Consider the following 14,370-nt stretch of genomic DNA (forward strand, 5'->3'; position numbering starts at 1 on the left):
CACATAAGATGCTCTATGAGAATAAAAGCCTGGTTACCCACGAAGGCTTTGAAAGGATATACAGAAAGTACATAAAGAAACTTTGCCGTATCGCTTTTAACCAGGTAAAGGACGAAACTGTGGTACAAAACATTGTCCATAATGTGTTTTGCTCCCTTTGGGAATCAAGGCATAACTTGCATTTAGAAGGCCCAGTGGAACACTATTTAGTACGTGCTGTAAAACTGGCTGCCTTTGACTATATTCGCACGAAGTTGAACCGTGAAAAAAACTTGGAATCCGCATTATCAGGTTACAACGGTTCCAAACATTGTACCGAGGAACAGGTTAGGTTTAACGAGCTTTCAGAAAAGATCAATACTTTGGTGGACAGGCTACCCAGGCAATGCCGCCAAGTGTACCGTTTGAGTCGGGAAAAAGGCATGTCAAACAGGGAAATTGCCTCCATCCTCTCCCTGGCGGAAAAAACTGTGGAGGCACATCTTTCCAAAGCCTTGAAATTTCTGAGGGTAAACCTCGCTGATTACCGGCATTAGGCCCACCTGGCATTACTTAAATTTTTTTTATCTGTACTAAGGGTAATTATCTTTTTATACTACTTATAAGTAGAGACATCAACAATATTTCCTTATTAAGATGAAAATTACGCCGGAACTTATAGAAAAATATCACCTGGACAGTTGTACTGCAAAGGAAAAAGAGGCTATTCTTCGATGGCTTTTGAACTCGAATAATGAAAATAGTGAGCTTTCGGAATCCACTTTGAAAAAACTGGAAGAAGATACTTGGAAGTCCCTTTCTGAAAGAATGGGCCGCCCCGGAACAAAAGTAGTCGGTTTGTACAAATACATGGCTCGGTATGCTGCCGTAGCTTGTCTTCTCATCGGGATGCTTATCGGTATCTCACTACCGGACATTAAAAATCAGCAGTCTGAACAAGCTGCAAAAGATACATCTAAAGGACAGGTGTACATCACCAGTGGCCCAGGAAATATGGTTAAAGTAGATAAAGATATCTTTGAAATAAGTTTCAATGGCACTTTGGAACTTTTTAATTCCTCTTCCATTACCAAGACCGTGATCTGCTACGGTAAAAATGCATCAAAGGTGTTTCTTCTGGAGCCTCGTCAATTGTATTATCTCGAAGGCACGAATGAAAAACCCTATCTGTCCAAAGATGAAGATGTATCCATTGACGGCGATTACTCACGCTATCTCAAGGGATATTTTACGATTCATTTGGTAGCTGCTTAGCATTAACATTAACCCAGTCTTGTAGCCCCGGTTATCCTAACCATTTGTATTTTGCCCGAGGGCATCTAACGGACAAAGTGCGTAAAAAACACATGAAATTCCCTATCACCGGTTTTATGTTGATAATCCATTTTGCAGGAGCGTTGGCTCAGGACAGGAGCACCTGCACCGTCAGTGGTATGGTTCGGGACCATGCCGGAAAACCACTTCCCTTTTGCCATATTCTGATAGATAGCCTGTCGAAGGGTACAACAAGTAATACTGACGGTTACTATGAACTCAGGAATATACCGCGAGGCACACACAAAATAATCGCACGTTCTTTGGGTTTTGAGACGCAAAGTAAAATCATTAGTGTACATGGAGAAAAAATCATTACTCTAAATTTTTCATTGAAGAAAAATGCCGAAATACTGGATGAAGTCATTTTCTCCATCGAATCGCAAAAACAACGACTGGAACGATCCGCTCAAGCGGTTGACGTTATCGAAACCAGGGAGCTAAAACTGCAAACAATAGACCTGGGCGAGATCATGGCCCATACTCAGGGTGTTAACGTTCGGCGTAACGGGGGGCTTGGCTCGGATACCCGGTTTTCATTGAATGGTCTCACCGACGATCAGATCCGTTTTTTTCTGGATGGGATGCCCCTGGACTTCAGCCCCTACGCTTTTGGCATTGCTAATGTGCCTGTCAACCTCGTCGATCATATAGAAATATACAAAGGGGTCGTGCCCATTCGATTTGGCTCCGATGCCCTGGGAGGTGCGGTCAATATTGTTTCTCCGGATGTATATGAGGGCGTAAGCGGTTCGGCCTCTTATCAGGTGGGCTCTTTCGGCACACACCGTATGACATTGAACACCACGTATTTGGACGATTCTACTGGTCTTTTTGTGAGTGTTGGTGGTTTTTATGACTATGCTGAAAACAATTATGAGGTAGATGTAGAAGTACCGGACGAAAGAGGCCGGCTATCAGAAATCACTGTTCCAAGATTTCATGATACCTATAGTGCGCTGGGGTTGAATTTTACAACCGGATTGAAAGACAAATCCTGGGCCGAAGAATTGAGTATTGGAGGTTACTATGCCGATTATGACAAAGAAATTCAGCACAACAATTTCATGTCGGGCAATCCCTTTGGAGATGTCATGAACTACCAGGTATCGGCTGGCGCCAACCTGACATACCGAAAAGAGGTGGGTGCTAAAACCAGTGTGAGTCTTGTGGCCGGTTATAACTATACCGAAAGGATCTTTGAGGACACGGCGCATTGTGTATACAATTGGTTTGGAGAATGTATCAATGTAAACCTGAGACCCGGAGAAGCAGGAGAGGGTCCGGATTTACAATACACCTGGGATGACAATTATTATTCCAGGCTCGGTATCGGTTACTACCTCAACAAGCACCACAAAATCCGTTTTTCATCTGCTCCAACATTATCCCTGAGAACCGGCGACGAATTGTTCGCCGGGCGGTACGACCCCCATGCCGCAGATGGGAGACTTTTTTCCTGGGTCAACGGGGTCGAATACCAGCTCAATGCCCTTGAAGGAAAACTGGAAAACATCTTTTTCGTCAAAAATTACCATCAATTTACAGATATCACAACCCAACTGGCAGGTTTTGGCCCTGTCACCACAAAAAAAACGTTGAATTATCATGGTTTAGGCAATGGGCTGCGTTACCGGGTTTCCAAGCGGTTAATCGCCAAACTCTCCTATGAATGGACTACTCGCCAGCCCCGGCCAGATGAAATATTTGGGGATGGTCTAATGGTGATACGAAACCCGGAGCTGGAAGCAGAACGAAGCCATAACCTCAACCTCGAGCTGGATTTAAAAAGCAGTGAAAAAGCCAAAACGCATTGGCAGCTCCAAAATACCTTCTTTTTTCGACAGATAGACGACCTGATCATTCCCCTGTCCACCGGGGATGAGGAAGTCTTTTATTTGATCCATTTAAATGTTTTCGAATCAGTATCCCTGGGGTTGGAAACAGCCACCAATGTGAAATTACCGGGAGAGCGAGTGGCCATTAATGTCAATACTACCTATCAAAACTTTTATAACAGTTCCAGGGATGGGCAATTCTCTAATTTTTATGGCGACCGTATACCTAACCGGCCTTACTTATTTGTTAATGGCGGCCTCAATTACAATTTTAAAAACACGTTGTTACTCCCCAATGATCGCCTGAACCTATTCTGGAACATGCGGTATGTCCATGAGTATTTTCTTTCCTGGGAAAGTGCCGGAATCCGGGACTTCAAAGCCTTGATACCCAGCCAGTTTTTGCAAAACGTAGGTATTACCTATCAATTGCCTCTGCACAAATTGAAGTGGGCGCTCACGGTAGAAATGCAAAATTTAACCGATGCCAGGGTCTTCGACTTCTTTGGCGTCCAACGGCCGGGAAGGGCCTTTTTTGTAAAACTAAGCACACAATTCTAATTAATTAACCATGTATAAAAACAAAATGACCATGAACAAAAACAATATCGAAAAGCTGCTCTTTTCGAGTCGCTTAACCCTTTTGACCATAGCGTTAACATTCACGTTTTTCGCCTGTAATGATGATGATCAGCCGGAACAAAATCTTGAGGAAGTGGAAACGGCTACATTGCTTAGCTTGCGTACCGAAGGCGCCGATGGACGTATCTATTACATGGCTGTCTACGAGGAAATTCCAAATGAACCGGATTTATCCACTATGGTGGAACTGGGTCCGGGGTTCAGGGTGTATGCTTTTGGGGAAAACCCTTATACCTGGGACGGCAATGCCTCCAACCTCACCAAATGGAATGTAGACCGAACAAATCTGAACGTTTCCGAAGCGGAGGTCATGAGCCTTGCGGGTTTGGGTATCAGTGGCGACCTGGGCCCTCCGGCATTTTTCTCGGATGAGCAGGCTTACTTTTTTGACTTGCCGGAAGGAAAGGTAGTGGAGTTCAATCCCACTATCATGGAAATTACCGAAACAATAGATGTAGAACCCCTGACCTATGAAGGCGTACCCACCTCTCCGCCCACTGCGAATTATGATGTATGGGAAAAATGGGTGCGGAGCGGCAAGATCATCATGTCGGTAGGTTATAGTGACAGACAGGAATTTACTATCCCTAATAAAGCGACTACGGCGGTTTTTGATCCGGCTGCCAAAACGATAACCTACCATCAGGATACTCGTATGGCATCTGCCAGCTCGACATTGGAGGAAGATGAAAACGGCAATTTATATCAAAAGAGCGCCTGGGAAGCCGCTTTTGCCGCACATTATGGAGATCATGAACCATCCGGCCTCAATGCGCTGGTAGGCTTGCTAAAAGTAAATAGCGACGGTACCCATGATCCGAATTTTTTCATTGACTTTTCCGAAGTGCTGAATACCAAGGCCTTTTCAGGAGGGGGGATACCCTTCGTTTTTAACAACCAGGCTGTGGTCACCTTCAAAGCACCTGGCTACGAATTTCCTGATAACTTTGCCGACAGGAACCTGGTAGGTGGAGATACCGCAGTAGTGCTTAATTTAACCACCTTGGAAACCACTCCTTTTCCTTACCTTTCAGACGACTATACAGGATTTGGTTTGAGAACGATTATCGACGGCACTCCATATCTATGGGCAGACAATGCCGTAGAGGGTTACAACTTTATCTTGCGGCAAGACGCAATTGACAGCTATACGGAAATATCAAAAATGACCGGAGGGGAGCTGCAACAGTTTTATAAACTTTGGTAGTGTAACTGCCACTTTCGGTAAAAGAGCGTACGCTTTATCCAAAAGAAAAGAGGCTGTCTCAAAAGGGTAGCCTCTGATTTTTTTGCCAAATATTATTTTACTTGGTTAAAATCTCACTGAGAATCGATAGAAAACAAGGGGTGTTTTACTCATATCTTGAGATAAATACCCATTCAAACTGTATCCGACAAAAGGATATTTGGCGTTAAAAAAGGCTGTCTCAAAAGTGAGACAGCCTCTTCTATTTTAAGCCGCGGAATGTCCGTATTTCGGAAGAGGAATAAATAAAAGCGGTGATTGACTTGCGATTGGCAAATTACGGAAAGCTTGGATGAATAGGGTGGAAACACGCTGTTGTTATTTCCGCGGGGGGAGGAATGCTTTACCGGTTGGAGTCAGATTGTAACCCATTAAAGCACGGTATTAAAATTCCTAAGGCCCCAGCTACTTTATTAACAAAAAGACTGGGATTTGCAGGCCCCCTTACTACAGGCACGAAATGAACAGGTACAGATTCAGCAGAATTTTTGTAAAACGGATCGATCAAGCTGTCACTTCCTATCACACCTTGGATTCATGTAAGGTTGCGTTCAAAAGGAAACGCATTCAAAACCAATCTAATGGCCACAAAAGTTACACAAGGCATACCACAGTAAATTTTCCAACAAAACCAATAAACAATTGACTTATCATTAACAATATAATTTTTCAAGTCCAATGCCAGCGCACCCACCAATATGAACAGCCAAAAAGCCATCTCCATTTTAACTTTTATTTTCATTTTAACTTTCATTTCCCCCAGTTTATATGCTAATGGCGCTTTTTATTCTTATTCCGAGAGCGGAGAACTGATCACCGAACCATTTGTAAAAAGGCATTGTCAAATCCTCCATGAAAACCTTTCCATCGACCTACGGCCCATCCAATGGGGTTCTTATGCATTGGTTACCGCTCAATACGATATTTTCCTGGACCGGGCAGCAGACTCACTGTTATTTGTATTTGTCGCCGCTTCAAAGGTCTCCGACCGTGTCGTCATCGAACTCAACGGCTTGCCAGTTGCAATAACAAAAGTTGACAGCAATCAAAACTTACCGGATTTAAAAATCCCTGTTGTTACAACGCCCTGGGGTGAGCCTGACAGAGGCCCCGAGCCAGAATACTTTAAAGAAGATTACGTGTTTTGTAAAATGAGTATACCGCAAGGCAAACATAAACTGGTGATCCGGTACAAAAGCCGGGCCACCAAAACATTCTTGTATCACACGCAATCAAAAACCAAAATACACACCCTCTCTTATGCATTATATCCGGCAAAGAATTGGAGATCTTTCGGGGCGCTGGTTCTGGAGGTTAAATACCCATTGGGCTGGGAAATAAGAAGCAACATAGACCTGTTCAATGAGGACCACAGGCTTATCGGCAACTTCAGGAATATTCCCGATGATTTTCTACATCTTCACATCAGGTATCCGGAAGTCAGGGCAGGTTTCTATCTGACAGCTTATGAAATAATAGTCATTGCCTTGCTTGTTTTGATAAGTTACCTGTTGTTGGGGAAAATGAGAAGGTTTAAAGCAAAGTTCATCAGGGTGGCCTGGTTTGTTGCGCTGGGAATAATTGTGACCATTTGTTATTTGTTGGCTTATTTAAATAAAGACATCTTTTTTAGGCGTTTTATTACCGACGAAGTCAAATTTCCCGGTGACAGAGTCTATATGGTCCTGGGCACTCCGGTAATATTAGTCTTTGTGCTTATATCGCTGCTGGTTTTAAATTTGATTAATACCATAATCCGGAAGTACAAAAGAAGTGATATGTCAAAAGCATCGTAAAACCGTAAAAGTGGACTTATCAATAAAATGATAAATATCATTTTTACGATTTTGCTTCCTATTTCAGGCAAAAGGGTTGTAAAAATGCATTGTATCTGGATGGATTTGTGTCTAGGACTTATTTACCTTCTAAGGGTTGGAAGCAATTGAAGGGTAACTTTGGTGTAATTATTGGGGAAACTAGATTGAAAGAGTAAAAGCAGGTGATTTCAATGCATGATATTTTTGGTTTTAAAAATTACATGAGCCACACAACAAAAAGTTTCTCTGCAAAAAAATACTGACATTTAATTTATTATTACAGTTATATATAACCTACAGACTCATGAGAGAATTTGGTAAAACGCCCAGGAAATCAACATTCCGGAAGATTCTGGAGTTTATTTTTCCTTTTTTGTTCGGACATCATGACGGGGAATATAGGAACTTCCAGGGGCATAACGATCGTATGGAGTCCAGAAGGCGCAAAAGTATGTTTGATAGGTAATTGCGGGTTTGATTCCCACCACTCCCATATTTAACTCCCACACTTGGTTGGGTATTTCACTTGTTTTTGAGGTAACTTTTCCAACCAATTGCCACAGAGTTTTATTTCCGGCACCATGCTGGTACTCCAGCGGTTGCTACGGTATTTGGGTTGGATTTTGAGATTGTGGGTTTGGGGGCTTTTGGATTGTTTAGTTTTTTTGCTGGTGGACATGAGTTTTTGCTTTTAAGATGTGTACTTTGGTAAAGTATTGATCTTGATCTTTTTTTCGGTTAATATGTTCTCTAATTAAGATCAAATATATTGATTTTCGAAATTATTCAAATATATGTTTAGAAAATCGGAATATTTTATCTGGTAAAGTATCTTTGTTTTCAAAAAGTCGGATAAAAATGACAGAATTAGGACTTTATCTCTCTAGAAAATCTGTTAATCGTTCGGATGTTGCACGAAAGACAGGTATTAGTAAAACTAGATTAAGCGAACTATCTAATAACGAGAATACAAAATTGAGGGTAGATGAACTATATTTAATTGCACTGGCTATTGATGTTGATCCCTGTGAAGTAATGCGATATATTTGTAAAAACCTTTCTTTAGTAAAAGAGAACTGATGTTAGCAAGGAATATCTTTATGGCATTTAACTATATTAACGAATCTCAGATTCATCCACTAAATGTTAAGGAATTCAAATCAAAGATGATGTCAATTGCCTAAAGCATATTTAATACTATGATCACACGTATTGATATAACCGGTTATAAAAGTATCAAGTCATTGCGACTAGATCTTCAGCCAATCAATATATTATTGGGAGGCAATGGTGTAGGAAAAAGTAACTTTATCTCACTCTTCCCAATTATTCGAAACATCCATCATAAAAACTTTCAAAATTATATACAGAAAAAGGGAGGGGCAGATAGCCTACTGCACTTTGGGAGAAAACATACTTCAGAAATTGAGATAACAATATGCTTTAAAAGTGTTGAAGGTCATGAGAATCAGTTTACCCTGATACTAGAAGCAGGACAGGAAAGTTTATTCATTAAGTCAACACGAACTGCTTATAAACACTATGGAAAATGGCGTAAGTTGGAATATGAGCAAAACGTATCAGAATCTCAGTTCGCCCATATAAATCAAAAACAAGCTTTTTATGTTAATAGAAGGCTTAACGAATTTGATGTCTACCACTTTCATGACACAGGAGATACATCTCCTATGAAGGCAATGTCGGATATTCATGACAACTTGAGGCTTCGGAGGGATGGCTCCAACCTGGCTGCTTTTCTTTATTATCTAAAGGAAAAAGAGCCTAAATATTTCAAACGAATTGAAATGACAATCAAATCCATTGCACCATTCTTTGAGCATTTCGTTTTACAGCCAAATCGCCTGAATGAACAAAAAATACAGTTAGAATGGAGAGAAAAGGGCTTTCCTGATACCTATTTCAATGCCTATCATTTATCTGATGGGACCTTACGATTTATTTGTCTCGCTACCCTGCTGATGCAACCAAAACCACCAGCTACGATTATAATTGATGAACCAGAGCTAGGCCTTCATCCAGTGGCTATCAATAAACTTGCTTCCTTAATCCGAAAAGCCTCTGAACACACTCAGGTAATTCTATCTACCCAGTCGATTAACCTTATCGATAATTTTGAGCCAGAAGATGTCATTGTGACAGATCGATCAGATGAAGGCTCAATATTTAGGAGACTTAGAAGTGTAGAACTCCAGGAATGGCTTGAAGACTATACTTTAGGGGATTTATGGGGCCAGAATAAGTTTGGAGCACAGCCATATAGTGTCTAATGAAGCGATTAGTTTTTATTGTAGAGGGGGACACTGAAATCATTTTAGTACAAAATCTCATTGTTCCTTATCTAATTAAAACTGGTTTTCGTAATTCCATACATGCTCAAACAATAATCACCAATCGAAAGCAGCATAAGAAAGGAGGGGTAACAAGTTATGGCAAGTTTGTTTAGGAATGAGGTAATCAGAACTTTAGCCCAAGGGAATGTAATGGTTACCACCATTATCGATTTCTTCAAGTTACCGAATGATTTTCCAGGATATACTGTGGATTCCTTAGGAATCGAACAAATTGAAAAAGCGATCCATGATGATTTCGATAATGACCCTAACTTTATTCCTTCCATTCAGCGTCATGAACTGGAGGCTTTGATGTTCTCTCATAGGGCAGGCTTTGAGCTGGTCATTGATGATAATGGAAAATTGCGACAAATCGACGCCATCATCAAAGAATTTCCGAATCCGGAAGATATTAATAATTCACCGGAAACAGCACCGTCGAAAAGGCTTCAAAATATCTTTAACTATGATAAAACAGGAGATGGAGAACTCATTTTTGAAATGATTGGCATTGAAAACATCATAAACAAATGTCCTCGTTTTGCCAGATGGCTTGAAACTATTATGGTCAGATTGTCGGAATGATCGAGCTTTATTTTATCTATGTTCTTTAAGGATTATGTTAAGAAGAATATGAAAAGCAAGTTACAAATTATCACGTATTCCATGCTATCAATTCCATTTATATTGATATCGTCATCGCTTTTATATCTATTGCTGGATAAAGTGTATGATAAATTTTTTAAAGTCAAAAAGTCTGAATTTTTGGAAGATTCTTCATCGGACTTTGTCTTTAATTGGGGAGGTGAAACAGTTGATATTGGTACGTTGACAATTTTAGGGTTTTTGTTTCTGGTTATTTTGGCATCTATTAGTTTGATCTATTTTATAAAGTTACTTAGAGCCTTGAAGAAAAGAAGGGGGATTAATGGTTAATGGGACGTGATTCTCGGATGTAGTATATATTGATTTGCCATGGGTAAATCAAGGATGATAGTAATAGCTGATTCAAGGAAGATATGAAAAATTCATTAACAGTTTTAGACTATTAGCAAAAAAATTATTACCGTAATTATTGAAAATCAGTAGCTTAGAATTTGCTTTGTAAACGGAAAAATAACAGTAAAGTCAGCCGGAAAAGCTGACCCTGCATCTCTTTTTAAACTCACCAGTAACTCACGCGACATTTTTAGGTGCCCAATGTGAACAGAGCATTCCGGGTGCTGCTTTTTGTGGGTTTGCGCAATTGTCGGTCTCGTATCTGATACAGGTAAGACAATTGCGATCATCCTGTAGGGAAGCTTTCATGTCAAAGGCATCGCACGTATAGCTGTGGCTGACTTTTACCCCATGCACCGTGCATCTACCTGTCTCTAAGATGTTTTCACAATTATTGCAACTGTTTGCTAATCTTATAATTGCCATATCAGTAATTTTTAAGTTCTATGCAAAATTACGTTTTGAAAGGATTAGAATCAATTTAAATAGCTGCAAGTCAGCTATTTGAATTTAGATTAGTTCAAAATAATTTGATAATTGAAAAGGACGACAATTGTTCCCACAGTGCCCTTGTCTTCATTAGTCTTACCTTGCTCAAGCTTGAAGGTTATGGGCATCACCATTCGCACGTTCACAGACGTACCCCTTTGTTTTCCGGGCTTGATCATCAACCAGGCATTTTTGTAACTTAAATAGGGAGAGTGGTTAGCAAAGACAATTTACCTGCTTTTCAGAGTACTTTGGATAGTCTTGATTTTTAGGGGTATATTTGAAAGGTAAATCGTCATCGGGAATAAAAGAAAAATGATAGCTCGCTCCATTAGAAACAGTCGCCCAATTCAATAATGCTATTTATGAAAAATGTCCTTTTACTACTAAATTTTAGTTTTTTATTTCTCGGTTGTGATTTTTCTTTGGATAAAGGAGTTAAAATAAGTGGTTCCGTTAAAAATTCAGAACAAGAATATGTCAATTTAACCTATGTGCCACGATTTCGAGGAAATTTAAATTTTGATGGTTTCAAAAGTGTTGGTTCGAATATAGATTCAAAAGGAAATTTCAAATTACTTGCTAACAAAATAACCGATGCAGCAAATTATAGCCTGGAATTTCAAAATCAAAGCATCCAATTAATCCTCTTCGAGGGAGATAATATTCATTTTACTTTTGACTTAAATAACCTTGACAACTCATTATTTGCCACCGGAAAGGGAGCAGGAAAAATAAATGTCTTAAACCTAAAGCAATTCCAATATGACAACTTTGATTTGGAGAAGCATAGAAACATCAATGAATTTACAACTTATGTCGATCATGTTATTTCAAAACAAACAAGTCTTTTAAACTCAATTTACTTCAAAAAACAAAATGACCCAAAAGTATCAGATGCCGACAACAAAAGTAAAATTCAAAAAATCATAACTTATTCCCCGCTGCCCCAAGTTGAATATGAATTTCTCTTAAATCGTATAAGCTTCCAAAAATACTATCTGTTAACCAGCTTTTTATCCGGAATGTCCGCAAAAAAAAATTCAGATTCCATTCAAATCAATTTTAAGGATGAAGCTTTTAGATATTTTAATAAACAAACGTACAAAAAGATGGATAATATAAACGATTGGCATTTGGCCAATAGCCTGGAGAGTATTTTACAAATCGAATATTTGAAAAGACAAACAAAGGAAGAAAATATTAAAATAACTTACGGAAATTGGCAATCTTTTTTCAATAACTCTGATTATGAAAACTGGGTTTCAGCTTATTTAAAAAATAACTTCAACAATGATATACACAATAAATACTATGCCGATATATCAGCCTGGTTAATGACAATGGGTATGGATTATAAAAAAAACCTGGAAAAGCTCAATTATGATGAAAAAAACAATAAATATGTAAAAAGACTTAGGAACTATGAAAATTTGTTGAACGACGGTCTAAGCAATATGGATTACAGACTTAAGGAAAATGCATTGACGCTAGATACAGTCAAAGTTTGATTACTTGTTAGAAAGTTATAAAGGCAAGCATTATTTATTATTTTTTGGTCAGCACAATATGCTGGTGCATCCATAGTAAGCCAACTACCTTCGATAAAGGATTTTGAAAAAACCAATAAAGAAAAAATCAATATAGTAAATATATGTATAGATAAGAAAGAGCATAAAAAACTATGGGCTGCAAGGATTATTGATAATTCGTGGAAAGCTAAACATTACTTTTTGCCGATCGAAGGCAATGATTCTATATTAAGCAATTTTAGCAACAAAAAAATATCAGCATTTTGTGATGGTGGTGCCACCTATGCATTTATAGGTAAAAATGGGGTTATAAATAATGGGATTGAAGGCCCGTTTCGCTTATCAAAAAGTGAGATTGAGCAAATGTCCAAATAAAACCGTTTGCCAACACCTGATATAAGATAATAGCGGTTTTATTGCTCAAACGAAAGTAAAGATATGAACAAATCAGAGAAAGTAGACTTTGTCGTACAAAAGCTGGAAGAGATTTATCCTGAAGTACCCGTCCCTTTAGACCATTACAGTCCGTATACTTTATTGATTGCAGTATTGTTGTCTGCACAATGCACAGACGAACGCGTAAATAAAATTACTCCTGATTTATTTGCTGTGGCAGATAATGCTTTTGATATGGCACAGGTTCCGGTAGAAGAAATAAAAAAGATTATCAGACCTTGTGGCCTGGGCCCTATGAAATCCAAAGGTATTTCAGCACTATCTAAGATTCTGGTAGATGAATATAACGGAGAAGTTCCTGTCAATATGGAAGCGTTAGAAAAGTTACCGGCGGTTGGCCATAAAACAGCTTCTGTTGTGATGGCCCAGGCTTTTGGTGTTCCCTCATTTCCGGTGGATACCCATATTCACCGGCTTATCTACAGATGGGGATTATCAAACGGTAAAAATGTACAACAGACAGAAAAAGACTGTAAAAGACTTTTTGCCAAAGACTTATGGAACAAGTTACACCTTCAAATTATTTTTTTTGGTCGAGGCTATTGTCCGGCCAGAGGACATAATCCTTATGCGTGTCCCATTTGTTCTAAAATAGGAAGAGTACCGATGTTCAAGAATTTTGATCTAAAACCGGCAAATAAATGACCGGATTTTTGAATGACAACCATACAACACATTTCGGTGATTGACTTACGATTGGCAAATTATGGAAAGCTTGGATGAATAGGGTGGGAACACGCTGTTGTTATTTCCGCGGGGGGAGGAATGCTTTACCGGCTGGAGTCAGAGTTATCTGTTGTTGGGGAAAATGAGAAGATTTAAATCAAAGTTCATCAGAGTGGCCTGGTTTGTGGCGCTGGGATTAATTGAAACTCGTGTGAAATATTTGTTAATATTCCAATTATGAAAAAGGTAAAATGGATCATCGGTGCCGGACTGCTTTTTAGTTTAACAGGCTTTTATTTGCTTCAACAAGCAAATAGTAGTATTAATGAGTCCCGATTCTTAAGCTATATAATCAACCCGGCCAAGCAGGAACTTAAATTCTATTGGAAAGATAAGGATGGTAAAAATTATTTAAATTTTCAAAATTTAAAACTAGCTGTTGAGAAAAACAATGAAGAATTGATATTTGCGGTGAACGGAGGAATGTATAAAAAAGACTTGTCTCCACAAGGACTTTTCATTGAAAATGGCATCATGCAAACAAGTATTGATACGGTCGAGGACGGATATGGCAACTTCTACCTCCAGCCTAATGGCGTATTTTATTTAACAGGGTCGAACGAACCTGTCATTTGCACCACCACTAATTTTGAGAATGATGGAAATATTAAATATGCCACCCAATCAGGTCCCATGCTGTTAATTGAAAGGAAAATGCATCCAAGATTCAACAAAGGCTCGGCAAATGTACATATTAGAAATGGAGTGGGCATTCTCCCAGATGGAAATATACTTTTTGCCATGTCTAAAGAAAAAGTCAACTTTTACGATTTTGCTTCCTATTTCAGGCAAAAGGGCTGTAAAAACGCATTGTATCTGGATGGATTTGTATCGAGGACTTATTTGCCCTCCAAGGGTTGGAGGCAATTTGAGGGTAATTTCGGGGTAATTATTGGCGAAACTAAATTGAAAGAGTAAAAGCAGGTGATTTCAATACATGATATTTTTGCTTTTAAAAAT

General features: G+C 39.1%; 12 protein-coding genes. All 12 read left to right on the plus strand.

The features are described 5' to 3' along the window. Positions 1–8 precede the first annotated feature (8 nt). The 12 genes from AC04NP_RS16765 to AC04NP_RS16820 all read left to right on the plus strand — a co-directional run bounded on the left by AC04NP_RS16765 (position 9) and on the right by AC04NP_RS16820 (position 14,328). Positions 9–536, plus strand: a complete 528-nt coding sequence (locus AC04NP_RS16765) for an RNA polymerase sigma-70 factor (protein WP_482860982.1) — start codon at positions 9–11, stop codon at positions 534–536. A 100-nt stretch (positions 537–636) separates the two neighbouring features. Continuing rightward, positions 637–1,254 carry a hypothetical protein gene (locus AC04NP_RS16770; RefSeq protein ID WP_482860983.1) on the plus strand — a complete coding sequence of 206 codons (618 nt, stop codon included), beginning with the start codon at positions 637–639 and terminating at the stop codon, positions 1,252–1,254. Positions 1,255–1,346: 92 nt separating this feature from the next. Next, positions 1,347–3,713 (plus strand): TonB-dependent receptor, encoded by a 2,367-nt coding sequence (locus tag AC04NP_RS16775; protein WP_482860985.1) that lies wholly within the window; start codon positions 1,347–1,349, stop codon positions 3,711–3,713. Positions 3,714–3,744: 31 nt separating this feature from the next. After that, complete coding sequence (locus tag AC04NP_RS16780) at positions 3,745–5,001, plus strand: hypothetical protein (RefSeq protein WP_482860986.1); 1,257 nt, start codon at positions 3,745–3,747, stop codon at positions 4,999–5,001. A 737-nt stretch (positions 5,002–5,738) separates the two neighbouring features. After that, positions 5,739–6,836: a hypothetical protein gene (locus tag AC04NP_RS16785; RefSeq protein WP_482860987.1), complete on the plus strand. Its 1,098-nt coding sequence runs from the start codon at positions 5,739–5,741 to the stop codon at positions 6,834–6,836. 879 nt (positions 6,837–7,715) lie between these two features. Continuing rightward, on the plus strand, positions 7,716–7,937 hold the full coding sequence (locus AC04NP_RS16790) for a helix-turn-helix domain-containing protein (protein WP_482860988.1): 222 nt from the start codon (positions 7,716–7,718) through the stop codon (positions 7,935–7,937). Between the two features lie 119 nt (positions 7,938–8,056). Next, positions 8,057–9,145 carry an AAA family ATPase gene (locus AC04NP_RS16795; protein WP_482860990.1) on the plus strand — a complete coding sequence of 363 codons (1,089 nt, stop codon included), beginning with the start codon at positions 8,057–8,059 and terminating at the stop codon, positions 9,143–9,145. A gap of 159 nt (positions 9,146–9,304) precedes the next feature. Beyond that, complete coding sequence (locus AC04NP_RS16800) at positions 9,305–9,793, plus strand: DUF4276 family protein (RefSeq protein ID WP_482860991.1); 489 nt, start codon at positions 9,305–9,307, stop codon at positions 9,791–9,793. A 1,268-nt stretch (positions 9,794–11,061) separates the two neighbouring features. After that, entirely contained in the window at positions 11,062–12,207 is a 1,146-nt protein-coding gene (locus tag AC04NP_RS16805) for a hypothetical protein (RefSeq protein WP_482860992.1), read from the plus strand. A 222-nt stretch (positions 12,208–12,429) separates the two neighbouring features. After that, on the plus strand, positions 12,430–12,603 hold the full coding sequence (locus AC04NP_RS16810; protein WP_482860993.1) for a hypothetical protein: 174 nt from the start codon (positions 12,430–12,432) through the stop codon (positions 12,601–12,603). 63 nt (positions 12,604–12,666) lie between these two features. Beyond that, positions 12,667–13,329 (plus strand): endonuclease III, encoded by a 663-nt coding sequence (nth, locus tag AC04NP_RS16815; RefSeq protein WP_482860994.1) that lies wholly within the window; start codon positions 12,667–12,669, stop codon positions 13,327–13,329. 258 nt (positions 13,330–13,587) lie between these two features. Next, positions 13,588–14,328, plus strand: a complete 741-nt coding sequence (locus tag AC04NP_RS16820; protein ID WP_482860996.1) for a phosphodiester glycosidase family protein — start codon at positions 13,588–13,590, stop codon at positions 14,326–14,328. The last annotated feature ends 42 nt before the right edge of the window (positions 14,329–14,370 follow it).

This window comes from Agaribacillus sp. DX54 (assembly GCF_056858335.1).

What these genes read in the sequence shown, in the direction of transcription:
- AC04NP_RS16765 (WP_482860982.1), top strand. Translation starts at nt 9, where the DNA reads ATGCTCTATGAGAATAAAAGCCTGGTTACCCACGAAGGCTTTGAAAGG.
- AC04NP_RS16770 (WP_482860983.1), top strand. Translation starts at nt 637, where the DNA reads ATGAAAATTACGCCGGAACTTATAGAAAAATATCACCTGGACAGTTGT.
- AC04NP_RS16775 (WP_482860985.1), top strand. Translation starts at nt 1,347, where the DNA reads ATGAAATTCCCTATCACCGGTTTTATGTTGATAATCCATTTTGCAGGA.
- AC04NP_RS16780 (WP_482860986.1), top strand. Translation starts at nt 3,745, where the DNA reads ATGAACAAAAACAATATCGAAAAGCTGCTCTTTTCGAGTCGCTTAACC.
- AC04NP_RS16785 (WP_482860987.1), top strand. Translation starts at nt 5,739, where the DNA reads ATGAACAGCCAAAAAGCCATCTCCATTTTAACTTTTATTTTCATTTTA.
- AC04NP_RS16790 (WP_482860988.1), top strand. Translation starts at nt 7,716, where the DNA reads ATGACAGAATTAGGACTTTATCTCTCTAGAAAATCTGTTAATCGTTCG.
- AC04NP_RS16795 (WP_482860990.1), top strand. Translation starts at nt 8,057, where the DNA reads ATGATCACACGTATTGATATAACCGGTTATAAAAGTATCAAGTCATTG.
- AC04NP_RS16800 (WP_482860991.1), top strand. Translation starts at nt 9,305, where the DNA reads ATGGCAAGTTTGTTTAGGAATGAGGTAATCAGAACTTTAGCCCAAGGG.
- AC04NP_RS16805 (WP_482860992.1), top strand. Translation starts at nt 11,062, where the DNA reads ATGAAAAATGTCCTTTTACTACTAAATTTTAGTTTTTTATTTCTCGGT.
- nth (WP_482860994.1), top strand. Translation starts at nt 12,667, where the DNA reads ATGAACAAATCAGAGAAAGTAGACTTTGTCGTACAAAAGCTGGAAGAG.
- AC04NP_RS16820 (WP_482860996.1), top strand. Translation starts at nt 13,588, where the DNA reads ATGAAAAAGGTAAAATGGATCATCGGTGCCGGACTGCTTTTTAGTTTA.